The 18,162-nt window shown below is 42.8% G+C and carries 13 protein-coding genes; 4 read left to right on the forward strand and 9 right to left on the reverse strand.

All coding sequences use genetic code 11. The features are described 5' to 3' along the window. The coding region (locus tag ACLGGR_RS09890; protein ID WP_410973001.1) for a BclA C-terminal domain-containing protein at positions 1–968 on the forward strand (968 nt) is incomplete at its 5' end. 20 nt (positions 969–988) lie between these two features. On the opposite strand, the gene ACLGGR_RS09895 is transcribed toward ACLGGR_RS09890, so the two are convergent. From ACLGGR_RS09895 to gltB, 7 genes are all read right to left on the reverse strand, one after another. Then, on the reverse strand, positions 989–1,549 hold the full coding sequence (locus ACLGGR_RS09895) for a CatB-related O-acetyltransferase (protein WP_410973002.1): 561 nt from the start codon (positions 1,547–1,549) through the stop codon (positions 989–991). 64 nt (positions 1,550–1,613) lie between these two features. Then, on the reverse strand, positions 1,614–2,981 hold the full coding sequence (locus ACLGGR_RS09900; protein WP_251216715.1) for an MATE family efflux transporter: 1,368 nt from the start codon (positions 2,979–2,981) through the stop codon (positions 1,614–1,616). Between the two features lie 25 nt (positions 2,982–3,006). Continuing rightward, a complete protein-coding gene (gene dacB / locus ACLGGR_RS09905) occupies positions 3,007–4,491 on the reverse strand; it encodes a D-alanyl-D-alanine carboxypeptidase/D-alanyl-D-alanine endopeptidase (protein WP_410973003.1) in 1,485 nt (494 codons plus the stop codon). A 126-nt stretch (positions 4,492–4,617) separates the two neighbouring features. Next, positions 4,618–5,604, reverse strand: coding sequence for a pectinesterase family protein (locus tag ACLGGR_RS09910; protein ID WP_323650720.1), 987 nt, complete (start codon positions 5,602–5,604; stop codon positions 4,618–4,620). Between the two features lie 88 nt (positions 5,605–5,692). After that, positions 5,693–6,394: a DUF421 domain-containing protein gene (locus ACLGGR_RS09915; protein ID WP_323650718.1), complete on the reverse strand. Its 702-nt coding sequence runs from the start codon at positions 6,392–6,394 to the stop codon at positions 5,693–5,695. Positions 6,395–6,587: 193 nt separating this feature from the next. Beyond that, on the reverse strand, positions 6,588–8,072 hold the full coding sequence (gltD, locus tag ACLGGR_RS09920) for a glutamate synthase small subunit (RefSeq protein WP_039179183.1): 1,485 nt from the start codon (positions 8,070–8,072) through the stop codon (positions 6,588–6,590). 16 nt (positions 8,073–8,088) lie between these two features. Continuing rightward, positions 8,089–12,660, reverse strand: a complete 4,572-nt coding sequence (gene gltB / locus ACLGGR_RS09925) for a glutamate synthase large subunit (protein WP_272510993.1) — start codon at positions 12,658–12,660, stop codon at positions 8,089–8,091. Between the two features lie 153 nt (positions 12,661–12,813). Here gltB and gltC point away from each other — a divergent pair, with 153 nt between their 5' ends. From gltC to ACLGGR_RS09940, 3 genes are all read left to right on the forward strand, one after another. Next, on the forward strand, positions 12,814–13,716 hold the full coding sequence (gltC, locus tag ACLGGR_RS09930; protein WP_034280677.1) for a glutamate biosynthesis transcriptional regulator GltC: 903 nt from the start codon (positions 12,814–12,816) through the stop codon (positions 13,714–13,716). A 94-nt stretch (positions 13,717–13,810) separates the two neighbouring features. Then, complete coding sequence (locus tag ACLGGR_RS09935) at positions 13,811–15,544, forward strand: ABC transporter ATP-binding protein (protein ID WP_410973004.1); 1,734 nt, start codon at positions 13,811–13,813, stop codon at positions 15,542–15,544. Then, entirely contained in the window at positions 15,541–17,370 is a 1,830-nt protein-coding gene (locus tag ACLGGR_RS09940) for an ABC transporter ATP-binding protein (protein WP_410973005.1), read from the forward strand. The genes ACLGGR_RS09935 and ACLGGR_RS09940 overlap by 4 nt, the downstream gene beginning before the upstream one ends. A 48-nt stretch (positions 17,371–17,418) precedes the next feature. Here the strand turns inward: ACLGGR_RS09940 and ACLGGR_RS09945 are convergent, their stop codons facing one another. Next, positions 17,419–17,661, reverse strand: coding sequence for a GyrI-like domain-containing protein (locus ACLGGR_RS09945; RefSeq protein ID WP_410973006.1), 243 nt, complete (start codon positions 17,659–17,661; stop codon positions 17,419–17,421). Positions 17,662–17,692: 31 nt separating this feature from the next. Then, positions 17,693–17,824 (reverse strand): hypothetical protein, encoded by a 132-nt coding sequence (locus ACLGGR_RS09950; RefSeq protein ID WP_285846217.1) that lies wholly within the window; start codon positions 17,822–17,824, stop codon positions 17,693–17,695. Positions 17,825–18,162: the final 338 nt, after the last annotated feature.

Here is an 18,162-nt window from a genome sequence, read left to right on the forward strand (position 1 = left end):
CCGGGGCAACCGGCATCACTGGAGCTACTGGACCTACTGGTGTGACGGGTATTACTGGAGCTACCGGTCCTACTGGCGCTACAGGTATCACTGGTTCTACTGGACCAACGGGTGCCACCGGTATTACTGGAGATACTGGTCCTACCGGCGCAACGGGTATTACTGGAGATACTGGTTCTACTGGTGCCACCGGTATTACTGGAGCTGCTGGTCCTACCGGCGCAACAGGTATCACTGGAGATACCGGTCCTACTGGTGTGACGGGTATCACTGGATCAACTGGACCTACCGGGGCAACGGGTATCACTGGAGCTACTGGTTCTACCGGAGCTACCGGTCCTACCGGGGCAACGGGCATCACTGGGGCTACTGGTCCAACTGGTGTGACGGGTATTACTGGTGCCACCGGTATCACTGGAGCTACTGGTCCTACCGGCGCCACGGGGATCACTGGAGCTACCGGACCTACTGGCGCAACGGGTATTACTGGAGCTACTGGTCCTACTGGCGTGACAGGTGTTACTGGTGTCACTGGAGCTACTGGAACAGGTGGTTTTACAGATACAGCACTTTATGCTGCTAATAGTTCTGGCCCAACCATCGTTACTGTAGCAGGAGGAACGAATATTCCTTTGCCGAACTTTCAAAACATTACTGGCTTTACGGTAAACGGCACAAACACTGTTTTTACCGTTCTGGAAACTGGTAAATACTACATTACGTATCAAGTCAATACAACTACAGCTCTTTTAGTTAATACACGTTTGCTTTTAAATGGAGCAACCGCTGTGTCTGGTTCTGTTCAATCACCTGTTATTTCCACTTCACTTATTAACAATACTTTAATCGTCAATTTAACAGCAGGAAGTACCATTTCACTGCAGTTTTTCGGGACAGTTGTCACAGCTGTTTTAGTTGGCGGGGCTGGTGCTGCAGGTGCTACTTTGACCATCATACGGCTCAGCTAAAATAAAAAAGAAAGGCTTTTTCAGCCTTTCTTTTTTATGTCTTCTATTACATTTATACAATGTTCAATATCATGAGATTGCAAAAGGTGAAAAATAGATTGAATGATTGTAAACTCTAAATTCCACCATTCTAATAACTGCAGTTTTTCGATTATTTCGGATGAAAATCGATATTTCATGAGCTGCTGCGGATTTCCTGCGGCAATTGCATATGGCGGCACATCTTTTGTAATCACACTATTTGCTCCGATTACGGCTCCGTTGCCTATACATACTCCGGACATAATCGTCGCACCATATCCAATCCATACGTCATGTCCAATATGAACATCCCCCTTCGATTTGGGGTGTCCTTTAATATGTGCAGCTTCTTTGAAAATTTGATTAAACGGATACGTTGTGACCCAATCTGTACGGTGTTCCCCACCTAGAAAAATTTTCACTTCGTTTGCGATGGAACAAAACTTCCCAATATGTAATGTCGTTCCTTCCCCCCACGTCAGCACTTGGAAATCTGGCCCGGCATAAGAAAAGTCACCGATATTGTGCGAGCTCATTTCACTTCTTTGATTCAAAAACATAGAAGATCCGGCCTCCTTAAAAGTGATAGATCTTCGTATGTATATGCTGCTTTACGCCTTCACATTATGATTGAACAAGCGCTACAATCTGTTTTTTCTTCCATACGAGCTGATAGTAGCTGTATTGGAGGAGTAAGTTCACAAAGAAAGCTGCAGGGTAGCCAATCCATATTCCTTTAATGCCAAGGGATGTATAGTGTGATAGTACATAAGCGACTGGTACTTCTACAAGCCAAATGGAACAAATACTAAAGATCGTCGGCCATAGAACCGTCCCGCTTGCTCTCATTGTGGCTGCAACAATTTGGGCCGTTCCAAAAATGAGATAGCTCCATAATGTAATGACGACCAAACTATAGGCGATGTCTATCGTCTCAGGATCTGTTAAAAAAATTGATAAAATCTGCGGCGCAAAAATATAAACGAAAATAATGATACATCCGCCTATGGCGAAGTTAAGACCTAACCCAATTTTAATGACATCTTTCAGTCGATTCATATTTCCTGCACCAATGAATTGTGCTGCAAAGATCGAGACCGCAATGCCAAGACTCACTGCCGGCATCTGCACATAACTTACGACTTGATTGACAACACCATAGGCAGCTGTCGCCTGTGATCCATAATCGTTGACAAAAGAAATCACAGCAATTTCTGATAAAGAAATGAGGATCATATTAATGCTTGATGGGATACTGAGCTTTAATAACGTTTTTAATAGATCCCCTTTCATCAATAAATGCTTTCTCACCGATGCATCAATGCGAAGCGGATGCTTTGTCTTATATAAATAGATATGTAGAATGACAAACGTCACAATTGTTGAAATCACAGAAGCATACGCAGCGCCGTATAAGCCGAACGCCGGCAGTCCCAACCATCCAAATAATAAAATGGGCAGCATCAAAATATTCGTTGCCGTACTAATCATTAAGAAATAAAATGGCGTTTTCGAATCCCCTGTCCCTCGCAAGAAGGTCGTATATACAAAATAAAGAAATAAGATCGGCATTGAGATGAATAGAATTCTAGCATAGCCCGCACTTTCCTCCACGATATTTGCGGGTGTTCCCATGAGGTTTAAGATATCTGTTGCGAAAAAACCTCCAATGATCGCTAAAGATACCCCGATCAAAAAAGTGAATGAAAGCGTTGTTCCAATAATTTCTTTTAATTTCTGTTCATTTTTTGCTCCATACGCTTGTCCAATAAGGATCGAGCTTCCCGATCCAATTCCAATGGAAAAAGAAACGAGTAAAAAGAAAAGCGGAAAGAATGCAGAAATGGCAGCTACTGCATCCTCTCCAATCCATCTTCCGACAAGAACAATGGACACTAATTGTCCGATCGATTGCAAAATATTACTTAGCAAAAGCGGGATGAGAAAAATGGACATGGTTTTTACTAAAGATTGATTATTATCTAACGTCATGATGGTTCTCCTTCTCTCTCTAAATCTAAAGATTCTCAGCTAATATGCTGACAATACGGTCTTCTATCTCTTTCCCTTTTTCGTCATCAACAAGGTGATTAAATAAGATGGAAAAAGCGAGCGTTTTTCCGCCCTGCGTGTCAATATATCCAGAAAGTGTGCTGACCGTTGTTAACGACCCTGTTTTTGCACGTACTTTTTCTAGTGTAGCTGGTTCCTTCAATCTGTTCCTTAACGTTCCCCCCACCATTCGTTCACTTGCCCCTGCTAAAGGGAGCGCATGTTCATAGGTTTTAAACCATTTTTCCTTTTGAATGTTTGTCAAAAATAAAGTGAACTGGTTAGCAGAGACAAGGTTAATAGGTGATATGCCCGATCCGTCACGCAGCACTGCAAGCGAAGGATCGATGCCAAACGCAGGAAGCCGTTCATTCATGACGTCCAGACCCGCTTCAAAGCTCCCTTTGTTCTTCACTTTTTTCCCAAGTTCCTTTAGCAAAATTTCTGCATGGGTATTGTTGCTTAATTTCATCATAGGAACAAGCAGCTCTGATAATGGCATCGATGTATGGGAGGCAATTTTTTTGGCTTTTTTAGGAACTTGTTTTGATTTCAGCGGTCCCTTTACTTGAATCCCTTCCGCCTTTAACGCTCGTTTCATTAAGTCTAAAGCATAGGCGGACGGATCCCATAAAGCTACCCATTGTTTAGATGAGCTTGCTTTAACCGGAATGGTCCCAGTCAACGTAATCTTGTTGGTTCCGTGAGAGCGCTTAAAAGAGATTTTCTTTTTTCCGCCTTCTGGAACTGTTTTCACTTGATTGATGACTTGAGCGACATCCGTCTTCGGGATCATATCATAGGCGGCTTTCTGTCCTGCTTTTTTCCCTGGTTTTACTTCGAGAATGACGGTCCCTGCATCATAATCTTGATTCGGTGAAGCCGTGAGAGCAGAAATTTGTGCCCCGTAATATTGGTCCTCATCACTCCAAGGCAGATCAATGGAATATCTCGTGTCATCAAACCAAGTGTCATCTGCTGCAAGCTGTCCGCGAATGGTATGTATTCCGGCCTTTTTGACTTGTTTGGCGAGTGCTGCAAAATCCTCCTCTAATAAAGTCGGATCGCCGGTGCCGCGAAGATAAAGGCTGCCATGTAGCGTTTTCTTTTGAATGGAACCATCCATCCAGATGTCTGTAGGGAAAGTGTGTGTTTCTCCAAGTATATCAAGTGCGATGGCTGATGTGAGCAGTTTCATATTAGAAGCAGGAGTAAGACGGATATCGGCTTGATGTTCATAAAGAAGAGAGGTGTCAGAAGTATCGCGGACGCTGATGCCAGAGATCGCGCCGTCTAAATCAGGTGCTGTTCGTATGAATTCGTCTAAAGCTGTGATCCATTGAAGTGAATCGTCACGAGCTTTGAGTTGTTCATCTTTCGCTGAAAAAGGGAGAAATAAAATCGACAGGATACATATTTGTAAAAACAAAAGCTGTGAAAAACGCTTCACGCAATCCCTCCTTTTTGTTGCAGCCAATTTTAGAAGAATATGTTCATTATACACAAAAGAACGTTTGTTCTCAAAGGTTTTTTAAACAGAAAAGTCAGCTTTCTTTGACGAAAACTGACAAGCCCTTTACCTCTTTTCTGGATTCCAGCCATCAGCTCCGCCAAGAACAGCCTGAACTGTGATTTGACTTGCTTCATTTTGGGTTAAAATGGTTGACCATTTCACACGGTTTGCTGGACTGCTTCCCGCTCCTGTCGATCCAAATTCTTTGTACCTGGCCGTTCTTTCGTTGTCACGGTTATCCCAGTTATGCCATCCCTCTGCTTTCACATGATCATCCATTTTTGTATGAAGGAATGTTACAGCTGAATGAGGTCTCCACGGACGTCCTAAATAAACCGATTGCGCAGCTGCCGTCCCCTTTTTCAGCGTAGAGTCCATGAATACATAGCCGTACCTTTGCGCTTCTGTTGTGGATGCTGCAGTAATATACCCATTTCCAAGGCTTTTTATTTCAGCTCTTTTAAACACAGCTGTGGCTGATCCAAAAATAAAATCGACCGTGCCCTCAATATAGCAGTTTTCATAATATTGCCGCCCTGTGCCTGTTGCATAAAGCGTATCTTGATAGCCTAACACACGTATTTGTTTGAACACAGCCCGGTCGCCAGACACATACAGCGCAACTGCCTGACCAGCATGTCTGCCAGCTGTATTTTGAAAGGTGATATTTTCTGCATAAAAATCGTTTGCACGAATCATTGTGCTTGAGCTATTGGTTGTACTCCCAGTGCTTGCATTTGTATCATCATACGTAAGGATCGTGTTGTGCTGATTTTCGCCAATAAAGGATACGTGTGGTTTATTTTGCGGAAGCAATATTTTTTCTTTATATACACCATTTTTAATATAGATCGTTGTTCGTTGTTGATTGTTTGCTGGAATCGCATCAATGGCAGACTGAACGGTGCGGTATGTCCCGCTTCCCTTTTGATCAACGACAAAGACGCGGTTTGTTTCATACTGATGCCCAGCTTCTGCTGCTTGAAGTGAAGCGGATTCAAAAAGAAAGAAAGACAAGACCATGACCACCCATACGTTTCTATATTTCATCACATATCTCCTCCTCATTTTGTGAACGTTTTCATCAAACATTCTTTTTGATCCTATTCCATACACGCACAAAAAAACACCCACGTTTTTATGTTGTGGATGTTTTTTTAGACTTTTCATATTGCATCGCATAAATCCCTTCATTTTCAATCCATTCACAAAATAGAACGTCTCGATAAGAGGAAATATGCTGCTTTTTTAATTGCTCAGTCAGCCAGGATTCATCAAAACCGGCTTCTTGTAGGTCTTTTTTTAACATTTCGCCGTCAATAATAAACGTTCTAGGCAATTTGACTTCTTTTCCCTTCACGTTCACATCTTCTGCTGTGGCTGGTGCGTATTTCATTTTCGGAAGAACGCTGACAGAGCCGTCCGTTTCCAAAATGGCGTATTCAATTTCATTCAGGGCAAAATGACCTTTTGCGCGAACCAGTGTCTGCAGCTGATTGATATCAAGCATATTCTTCTTCAGCCGATTGTAGCGAATCTTCCCCTTATCAATCACAAGAGTAGGTCTTCCTTCTAATAAAGCGCGAATGGATTTAAAGCGCTGTGAAAGCCATTCAACTGTATAAATGAGAACGCCCCATACCGCAACAGCAAATAAAATTTGCAGAATATTGACTTTTGGATCAAAAATGGCGTTTCCGACCATTTCGCCTAAGATCAGCGCAGAAATAAAATCAAACGGCGTGATTTGTGCAAATTGTGTTTTTCCTAATAATTTTGTAATCAAAAATAAAGCGAAAAATCCGATTAAGAGCTCAGTCAAAATACTAACGTACGGCACAAAGATTCCTTCCTTTCTAGCTGCATTTATATACAGCATATACAGGAAAGGAAGGATCTAAACGTTTCCGTCTCTTCAACCCATGTGTCGTACGTATTCACGCATTCTTAATAGTTCTATCTCCAATTCATAAAAAGCCATGACCACACGTTGGTCATGGCTTTTCTATATATTGTAACACCCTTTGTTTGACCTATTTTGGCAGAACCGAACTCCCCATTAAATAACGGTCTACCTCGTGCGCCACTTGTCTGCCTTCATTAATTGCCCAGACAATCAAGCTTTGCCCGCGTCGTGCATCTCCCGCTGCAAATACGCCTTCTACATTTGTTGTATATTCCCCATATTTTGCGTCAATGCGATTGTTTTTGCTGTCCACGCCAAAGTGTTTCACAAGCGGCTGTTCAGTTCCCTCAAAACCAATTGCAATAAAGACGAGCTGAGCAGGCCATACCTTCTCTGTCCCTGGAATCTCATGAAATTCAAACTTCCCTTGTTCGTTTTTCACCTTTTCCATTTGAATGGTATGAAGCTCTTTTAATTTTCCATTTTTATCTGCCACAATTTTTGTGGTTTGAATTGAATATTGACGCGGATCTTCTCCGAATTTTGCTTGTGCTTCTTCATAAGCATAATCCAGTGAGAAGACATAAGGCTGTTCTGGCCACATGTTATCCCCTACACGTGTATCCGGAAGCTTTGGATGCTTCCCGAATTGAACAACACTTTTTGCTTTTTGGCGAAGTGCAGTTGCAACGCAGTCTGCACCTGTATCCCCTCCGCCAATCACAATCACGTCTTTTCCTTTTGCATCAATGAAGTTTTTGTCTTTAAATCCTGAATCAAGCATGCTTTTCGTTGCAAGTGTTAAATAATCCATCGCAAGGTGAATTCCTTTTGCTTCCCGGCCTTCAATCAACAGGTCACGCTGCTTTTGTGCACCTGTACAAAGGATAACCGCATCAAACTGCTCTTTCAGTTCGTCGGCGGTGATATCCACGCCGATTTCTGTGTTCGTCACAAAGTCAATACCTTCTTGTCTTAGAAGTTTGACTCTTCGCTCGACCACTTCTTTGTCGAGCTTCATATTTGGAATCCCGTATGTCAGCAGTCCGCCAAGACGGTCAGAACGCTCGAACACTGTTACAGCGTGCCCTGCCTGGTTTAATTGATCAGCACTTGCAAGTCCTGCTGGTCCTGAGCCGACAATGGCAATTTTCTTTCCTGTACGGCTTGAAGGGATTCTTGGTGTGATCCATCCATTTTCAAAGCCTTTATCAATGATCGTGCGTTCGATATTTTTAATCGAAACAGCTGGGTCATTGATAGCGACTGTACATGACCCTTCACAAGGCGCAGGACATACTCTCCCAGTAAACTCAGGAAAATTATTTGTTTTTTGCAGTCTTTCAAGAGCTTCTTTCCATCTCCCGCGATAGACAAGATCATTCCACTCTGGAATTAAATTGTAGATCGGGCAGCCAGACACGCCGCCCCTGATCTCCATTCCAATTTGACAAAACGGTGTTCCGCAATCCATACATCTTGCGCCCTGCTTCTTCAATACGTCATCTGTATAAGGAGCTGAATATTCTTTCCAGTCATTTTGACGAGTGAGAGGGTCACGTTCATTTGGCTTTTCTCTTTTATATTCCATAAAACCTGTTGCTTTGCCCATTGTCCTCTCCCCTTTCTTAATGAGCGAGGGCTGCTTTTTGCCCGTTTGCCGTTTCTTGATTTTTCGGTTTTGTGTTTGCTTCAAAGGCAAACATCACCGCTTCTTCATGACTGAGGCCCGCTTGTTTTTGTTCTTCAATGCTTTGAAGCATCATTTTGTAATTTCTCGGAATGACTTTGATGAATTGATCCTTTTCTTGCTCCCAGTTTTCAAGAAGTGCTGCTGCTTTTGAGCTGTTTGTATAATCAAGGTGTTCCTTGATCATTTGCTTTACTTCTAGTTCTTCTTCATGATCTGTAAGCTTTTCAAACATGATCATTTCCATGTTACACATTCTTTTGAACTGTTTTGCATCCGATGTATGGATGTAAGCCACACCGCCAGACATACCTGCACCAAAGTTTTTCCCAACGTCTCCTAAAATGACGACACGTCCGCCAGTCATGTATTCACACCCGTGATCTCCGATTCCTTCAACAACCACATGTACACCTGAATTACGAACAGCAAATCGTTCACCAGCACGCCCGTTAATATAAGCTTTTCCGCTAGTTGCACCGTAAAATGCGACGTTACCTACAATGACGTTTTCATGTCCATTTTGTACAAAGTGATCAGACGTTTTGACAGCAATTTTGCCTCCAGAGAGTCCTTTGCCGATATAGTCATTTGAATCACCTGTTAAATAGAGAGACATGCCTTTTGGCACAAATGCGCCAAAGCTTTGTCCAGCTGAACCAGTGAATCTTAGTGTGATTGTATCCTCTGGCAAGCCCTCTTCCCCGTAGCGCTTAGACACTTCACTGCCAGTAATGGTTCCGGCCACACGGTTAATATTGCGAATGTTCAATGATAGATCAACCGGTGTTTGATGATTCAGCGCTTCTTGCACATAAGGAAGGATTTCATTCATATCTAGCGATTCATCAATTTTATGATTTTGTGGTGTTCTGAATGTCCGCGCTCCTTCTGGCTGATAAAGCAGTGTTTCAAGGTTTAGCTGCCCTGCTTTCCAGTGAGCTTTTGCTCGTTCACTGACCGCTAGGACATCCGTGCGTCCGATTAATTCATCCATTGATGTAAAGCCGAGTTCCGCTAAGATTTCTCTTACTTCCTCTGCAATAAACATCATAAAGTTCACAATGTGATCAGGGTTACCCATGAATTTTTTGCGAAGCTCTGGATTTTGTGTGGCAACACCGACTGGGCAAGTATCTAAATGACATGCTCTCATCATCACACAGCCCAGCACGACAAGTGGAGCTGTCGCAAAGCCATACTCTTCTGCTCCTAAAATCGCAGCCATCACAACATCGCGGCCAGTCATTAACTTTCCGTCTGTTTCAAGAACGACTCTCTCGCGAAGACCGTTTAACACAAGGGTTTGATGCGCCTCTGCCAATCCAAGCTCCCAAGGAAGTCCTGTGTGTTTAATACTCGTTTTCGGTGAAGCTCCTGTACCGCCATCATAACCACTGATGACAATGACATCCGCAGTTCCTTTTGCTACACCTGCTGCAATCGTACCAACGCCGGCTTTAGATACAAGCTTGACACTGATGCGTGCATCACGGTTCGCATTTTTCAAATCATGAATCAGCTGTGCCAAATCCTCAATGGAATAAATATCATGATGCGGCGGTGGTGAAATCAATCCGACACCTGGCGTAGAACCACGTACATCGGCCACCCAAGGATACACTTTATTTCCTGGCAGCTGTCCGCCTTCTCCCGGCTTTGCTCCTTGCGCCATTTTAATTTGCAGTTCATCTGCATTGACCAAGTAATGACTTTTCACACCAAATCGGCCAGAAGCGATTTGTTTAATTGCACTTCTGCGGTCATCACCATGTTCATCTACTGTAAAGCGGGCAGGATCTTCTCCGCCTTCTCCGCTGTTACTTTTACCGCCAATTCGGTTCATCGCAATCGCAAGTGCCTCATGCGCTTCTTTACTTAAAGACCCAAATGACATGGCACCTGTCTTAAAGCGGCGCACGATGGATTCAGCAGATTCAACCTCTTCCAGACGGACCGGCTTTTGTTTTGGCTGAAATGCAAACAAATTTCTAAGGAAGCCGATTCTTTCTTCGTCCGCTGCCTTTGTATATTGTTTAAATAGATCGTAATCTTCATTACGGCATGCCCACTGGAGCGTATGGATCGTTTTTGGGTTAAAAGCATGGTGTTCTCCATCTTTTCTCCACTGGAATTCACTGCCTGATTCAAGCGTCTGGTCAGTTGCTGCTTGATACCCTGCTTCATGGCGAAGTTTTGCCTCATGAGCAATGGTGTCAAGATCAATCCCGCCAAGCTGAGAAGCTGTTCCTGTGAAATACTCTTGAATGACGTCTTCACTAATCCCAACTGCTTCAAAGATTTGCGCGCCTCTATAGCTCTGCACAGTGGAAATCCCCACTTTGGACATGACTTTGACGACACCTTCTGTCACGCTTTTACCAAACTTTGTAACAGCTTCATCAAAGCTGATTGAAATCGCTTCGTCTGCAATCAGCTGTTTATACGTTTCATAGACAAGGTAAGGGTGAATCGCATCTGCCCCGTAGCCAATCAGTGCGGCAAAATGATGGACCTCTCTCACCTCTCCAGATTCAACGATCAAACTAACCTTTGTCCGCAGGCCTTGACGCACAAGATGCTGATGAAGTGCACTTAGCGCAAGAAGTGGTGGAATCGGTACTTTTTGTTCTGTCATTTCACGATCTGAAAGGATTAATAAAGAGACACCTTCTCTAATCGCTTTTTCCGCCTCTTCAAACATCGCATCAAGTCCGCGCTTTAAATCATCGGTGAAAAGTGTATGAATCGTTTTGCTTTTAAAGGCATTATGAACAATCGTTTTCAAGCCGTTAAATTGTCCGCTCGTTAAGACCGGTGTATAAAGTTTAATTCTTCGGCATGAATATTCATTTGGATGTAAAATATCGCCTTCGGCACCTAACCAAGTCATGGTTGATGTCACGAGCTGCTCACGAATGGCATCAATCGGCGGGTTCGTGACTTGTGCAAACAGCTGCTTAAAATAATGAAAAAGAGACTGAGCACGATCAGATAACACAGCAAGCGGTGTGTCACTTCCCATTGAACCGATTGGGTCCTTGCCTTCCTCTAGTAAAGGAATTAAATACTTTTGAATGTCTTCGTACGTATAATGGAACGCACGCTGACGTGTCAATAAATCATCCATTATACTAGAATTTTCTGAATTTTCTTCCGAGCGATTGACGTGGACCATTTCTTCATCGAGCCATTTTTGATAAGGAAGTTCATTCGCAATGGTCGATTTCACTTCTTCGTCAGAAATAATTCGTCCTTCTTCTAAATCAATGAGCAGCATTTTGCCAGGCTCAAGACGATCTTTGTACTTAACATCTTCTTCATTTGTGTCGATTACGCCAACCTCAGATGAGAAAATGATATGATCATCATTAGTGACATAGTATCTTGCCGGTCTTAATCCGTTTCGGTCTAAGATGGCCCCAATTTGTTTGCCGTCCGTAAAGGAAATGGCTGTTGGTCCATCCCACGGCTCCATGAGAGAACTATGGTATTCATAAAATGCCCGTTTCTCTTTCGACATGTGCGTGTTTTCCGTCCAAGGCTCAGGAATCAGCATCATTGCTGTATGAGCAGGTGTACGGCCTGCAAGCACAAAGAATTCAAAGGCATTGTCTAAAATGGATGAATCACTTCCGTCTGCATTCAGCACTGGCAAAATCTTGTCTAAGTCGTCTCCGAAGGCTTCAGATACGAATTGTTGTTCTCTTGCTCTCATCCAATTGATATTTCCTCTTAATGTGTTGATTTCTCCGTTGTGAATTAAGTAACGGTTTGGATGGGCTCTTTCCCATGTAGGAAATGTATTTGTACTAAATCTTGAATGAACAAGTGAAAATGCAGAAACAAATGTTTCATCCTGTAGATCAAGATAAAAAGCATCGACTTGATCTGATGTTAAAAGCCCTTTGTATACGATGGTTTGGCTCGAGAGACTGACAAAGTAAAATTGTTTTTCCTCTCTTGTTCCCCAGTTCTCAGCCTGTTTACGAATGACATATAATTTTCGTTCAAATGACAAACGGTCTGTGATGTTGTCGTTTGCTCCGATAAAGACCTGTCTCACAACCGGACAGCTCTTCGCTGCAACAGTACCAATTTTTCCGGCATCGACAGGAACCGTTCTCCAGCCAATTAATGTTTGACCTTCTTGTTTAATGAACCCGTTGATTTTTTGTTCGATGGCTTGACGTGTTTTTTCGTCATCATCTTTTGAAAAGAAGACCATTCCTACCCCGTAACGGCCTTTTTCAGGAAGTGCAAATTCTTTGCAGTTCTTTCTAAAGAAAGCGTCTGGCAGCTGTACCATTAAACCGGCACCATCACCTGTATACGGATCACTGCCTTGCCCGCCGCGGTGATCAAGCTGGCACAGCATTTGTAATCCCTTTTTGACGATGCTATGTGTCGCCTCCCCTTTTAAATGGGCGTACAGTCCAATTCCACATGCATCATGTTCAAATTCAGGACGGTAGAGACCTTGTGGTTGTGGTAGTTGATTATAAGTCATCGTTTCTCTCCCCCGTTTAAAAGATCCGTTTTTACACAGTAATAAAATCTCACAAACTCTGTAACTTATTTTAAGTTTTCAAATTGATATAAACAATATATAATTTAGATCAAAACAATCTCTTTTTGAGATAGATGGGTGTGAAGTGCAAAGATGGAGCTTCGTCAGTTACGTTATTTTGTAGAAGTCGCAGACCGTGAACATGTGTCAGAAGCGGCTGAAAACTTACATGTTGCCCAATCTGCCATCAGCCGGCAGATTGCGAATTTAGAAGAAGAACTTGGAGTGGCCTTATTCGAACGAGAAGGACGAAATATCAAATTAACGAAGATCGGCAGACAATTTTTAGATCATGTCAGAACTGCACTAAAAGCCATTGATTATGCGAAAGAGCAAATTGATGAATACCTAGATCCGCACAAAGGAACGGTGAATATTGGATTTCCTACAAGTCTAGCAAGTCAAGTGCTCCCATCTGTTATCTCCGCCTTTAAGCAGGAATATCCAGAGGTCGATTTTTTACTTCGTCAAGGATCCTATAAATTTCTCATTGAAGCGGTCAAAAATCGAGATATCGATCTCGCCTTTTTAGGACCCGTACCAACAAACGATTCTCAAATAGAAGGAAATATTTTATTTTCCGAAAGCATATATGCCCTTTTACCGGTTAGCCACCCCTTTAGCGGACAAAGGAGTATTCATTTAAGTGATTTAAGAAAGGATCATTTCGTGTTATTTCCTGAAGGATATGTGCTGAGACAAATTGCGGTTGATGCTTGCAAGCAGGCAGGCTATGAGCCTACCATTTCATCTGAAGGAGAAGATTTAGATGCCATTAAAGGTCTCGTATCGGCAGGTATGGGTGTTACATTATTACCCGAAAGCGCCTTTTATGAAACAACACCGCGATTTACAGTAAAAATTCCGATCGATTTCCCTCAAGTGAGACGAACGGTTGGAATTATTGCATCTAAAACGCGCGAAATGTCTCCTTCTGCCCATGATTTTTATGTGTTTGTGAAGGATTTCTTTTCTAAAATTGAACAATATAAATAATTCACTAAAACAAGACATTTCATTTGTAGAAATAATCCCTCTTTGTATATGATGGGTTACAGAACAAAAGACTATATGGAAGAAAGGTATTCGTATGAAATCAATTTTATCGTTTTTAAAGCCGTATCGGCTGTCCGTTGTGTCCATTGTCATTCTCACCTTTTTAAGCAGTATGCTCCAGCTGTATTTACCGACGTTAACAGCAGATATCGTTGATGTCGGTATTGTCCAGGGAGATATTGCTTACATATGGAAGGTTGGCGGCTGGATGGTGGCTTGTTCTTTACTCGCCATTTTGCTCACCATTTGGAAGTCTTACTTGTCATCAAAAACAGCACTTGGCTTCGGGCGTGATATGAGAAGACAACTGTTTGTACATGTCGAAAAATTTTCATTAGAAGAATTTCAAAAGATCGGCACGTCTTCCTTTATTACAAGATCAACAAATGATGTGAAACAAGTCCAAGATGTGACGATCATGATTTTACAAATGATGACGCGGGCCCCCCTCATGCTTGTGGGCGGAATTATTTTAGCTGTTTCCAGGGATGCTGTCCTGTCTCTTATCTTTTTAGCAGCCCTCCCTCTTCTTGGCGGATTTATCTATTTGGTGTCAAGAAAAGCCATCCCGCTATTTGGCCAGCTTCAGAAAAAAACAGACCGGCTGAATTTAATTATGCGAGAATCTCTTTCAGGCATACGCGTCATTCGTGCCTTTAACCGTGTGGATGATGAAAAGGAGCGATTCCAAGAAGCCAACACGTCCTATAAGGATACTGGCCTTAGAGTGAACCGATTAATGGCTTACTTGTTTCCGTTTATGCTGATCATCATGAACTTCACGAATATCGGTATTGTCTGGCTTGGTGCAAACCGAATTGATGCCGGAGAAATGGAAGTTGGAAATCTCATTGCCTTCATTCAATATGCGATGATGATTTTAATGGCACTTATTATGCTGTCGATGAGCTTTATTATGGTCCCAAGAGCACAAGCATCAGCTAAACGCATGAATGAAGTGTTAAACATGGAACCAAAGATTAAAGACAAAGAAGAGTCTATAACTGACCTTCGCAAACCCGCTCAATCCATTCGCTTTGAGGATGTGTCTTTTTATTACTCAAATGCTGAGAAACCGGCCGTTCAAGGTATCACGTTTGAAGCCAAAACTGGTGAAACGACAGCCATCATCGGAAGTACGGGTTCTGGGAAAACAACGCTTCTTCAGCTGATGACGCGCTTTTATGAAGTGACAGAAGGCCGGATTACACTAGATGGTGTAGATATTAGAGAGCTGCCTCAAGAGAAACTGAGAAACCAGATGGGCTATGTCTCTCAAAAAGCTGTTTTATTCAGTGGAACCATTGCCGAGAATGTGCGCTTTGGCAAGCAGGATGCAAGCGATGAAGACATCTGGCAGGCGCTGCGAACTGCGCAGGCCGAAGAATTTGTTTTGCAAAAAGATGGCGGAATTGATGCAGAAATTGATCAAGGTGGTTCCAATCTATCCGGCGGCCAAAAGCAGCGGCTTTCCATTGCAAGGGCGCTAGTGAGAAAACCATCATTCTATCTGTTTGACGATAGCTTTTCAGCACTTGATTACAAAACAGATGCAAAGCTGCGGGCATCATTAGAAGCAGAAAAAGCACATGCAGCCCTCATCATTGTGGCTCAACGAATCAGCACAGTGAAGCATAGTGATAAAATCATTGTACTTGATGAAGGAAAAATTGCAGGTATCGGAACACATGAACAATTAATAAAGGATAATCTTGTGTACCAAGAGATTGTCGCATCACAGGAAGGTCAGGAGGTGGAGCGAGGATGAGTAAGAAAATGTCTTCAGGCATGGGCCATAAAGGCGGTCACCCTAAAGGGCCAGCCCTAAAACCGAAGGAATTTAAGAAAACACTGCTTCGTTTGACAGGCTATTTAAAACCAAGGAAATTACAGCTGATCATCGTCTTCATTGCAGCGATTGGTTCAACTGTCTTTAACGTCATTAGCCCAAAGCTGCTCGGGGATGCCACCTCTTCCCTATTTGACAGCTTTACGAATGGAACAGCCGTTCAATTTGATGTCATTTCACGAATTCTTTTGCTGCTTGTCGTGCTGTACGTCGTTGCTTCCCTCTTTTCATTCGTTCAGCAATATGTCATGGCCGGTGTCTCTCAACAGACCATCGCTGAATTACGGCAAGAAGCAAATGACAAGCTCACACGTCTCCCGCTTCGTTATTTTGATAAAACAACCCACGGGGACACACTAAGCCGTGTGATGAATGATATCGATAATATTAATACATCGCTTCAGCAGGCGCTCACCCAAGTGATTACATCTGTGATTACAGTCATTGGGATTGTTGTGATGATGCTCTTCATCAGTCCGCTGCTTACATTGCTTGTTTGTTTGACGCTGCCACTCAGCCTGTTTGCGATTCGCGGCATTACGTCATTTTCTCAAAAGCATTTTAAAGCGCAGCAAAAAGAGCTTGGGACGATCAATGGACATATTAATGAGATGTTCACAGGACATCAGACAGTTCGTGCGTATGGCTACGAAAAGAAAGCGATCGATACATTTGATCAATTAAATGAAAAGCTGTATGAATCATCAAGGAAAGCACAGTTCATTTCTGGTTTAATGATGCCAATGATGACCTTTATCGGGAACCTTGGCTATGTGGCAGTCAGTGTAGCCGGCGGGATTCTTGTCATTAACGGGAATATTCGTGTCGGGGATGTGCAGGCGTTTATCCAATACACACAGCAAATGTCTCAGCCGCTTGTGCAAGCATCAAGTGTCGCAAACTTAGTTCAATCAGCGATTGCGTCAGCTGAAAGGGTGTTTGAAATCCTTGATGAGGAAGAAGAAAGTACCGAAGAAGATGCGGCAATTGATCTTGCATCACTCTCAGGTGATGTGAGCTTTGAACAAGTTCAATTCGGATATGAAAAAGATCATCCGATTATTAAAGATTTGAATTTAGATGTGCAAGAAGGACAGACGGTTGCCATTGTCGGACCAACAGGTGCGGGAAAAACAACTATCATCAATCTTTTAATGCGTTTTTACGAATTAGATCAAGGCTCCATACGCATTGGCGGTGTCAAAACAACTGACCTCAGCCGTCAGCAAGTACGAGACTTATTTGCGATGGTTCTTCAGGATACGTGGCTCTTTGAAGGAACGATTTACGACAACATTGCCTATGGCAGGCAGCACGTTTCCAAAGAGGATGTCATCAAAGCGGCCAAACATGCCTATGCAGACGATTTCATCCGCACCCTTCCAGACGGATATGACACACTGTTAACAGAAGATGCCGGCAACCTGTCACAAGGTCAGCGCCAGCTGTTAACCATCGCCCGTGCCATTTTATCTGATCCAAAGATTTTGATACTAGATGAAGCAACAAGCAGTGTGGATACACGGACAGAGATGCATATTCAAAAAGCAATGAATGAATTGATGAAAGGCAGAACGAGCTTCGTGATTGCACACAGACTTTCAACAATTAAGGATGCAGACCTCATTTTAGTCATGAAGGATGGCACCATCATTGAAAAAGGATCGCACAGCGAACTTTTAAAACAAAAAGGCTTTTATGCAGACTTATATATGAGTCAATTTGCCGAAAATCAAGTGGGTTAACATCAAAAAAGAGGATAGACCGCATGTCACATGCTGTCTATCCTCTTTTCATTTGTCATCTGCCCGCTTCTTCACTTTTACACTGAGCTTCGTTATATACTCTGCTTCATCTTTAGACATGAGCGAATGAAGTAAATACTCCTCAAATACATCTCCATCCAGCATCATGTTCTCTTTTTCGATTCCATCTAACAGCTGTAAATAGGCTGATTCGAGCTCTTCATATGTTCCTTGGTCATATATCACCGCACAGATACCAGCAGGTTTTTTAACTGCACCTGGTCCTTCCATTCGGCAAAACAGCACATCTGACTGATGAAAGTTACGCTGAAGAAAATTGCTCTTTTTTTAACACAGAACCATTCAATAACGTCGATAAGTTTTTCTTATCGTCGTCAGATTGCAAGGCCGGCATCGCGAGCGTAATCAACCTTTTTCTGTTGAACTTCTTCATCGCTTTGATAATCCGGGCATGTCCGTCGGCGATCGGCGTGCCTTTAAGCTTTCGCGACATATCAGAACTTGGAATGATTTAACTTGATTTTCTCAGGATTTCTAACATATGCCGTAACGAAATCGCCCTTGTCTAATGCAAATTGCGTTTTGAAGTTGACCGATTTGACTGCTTGCCCCAAAAATAGTGATGTTTATAGTCTTCTACCTCCTTGTATTTGGTGAATAAAATCCATCTATTTCTGTTCTTTGATCAGCGTAGCCGTTTCTCACGTCAAAAACGGCTACCTTTTTGGTGATTGATGCCGGATTTATACCCGAATGGAGACAACTTGTTCA

Origin of the sequence: Bacillus sp. BD48 (assembly GCF_046566805.1) — a bacterium.
In the GTDB taxonomy this organism is placed as follows: Bacteria; Bacillota; Bacilli; order Bacillales; family Bacillaceae; genus Bacillus; species Bacillus safensis.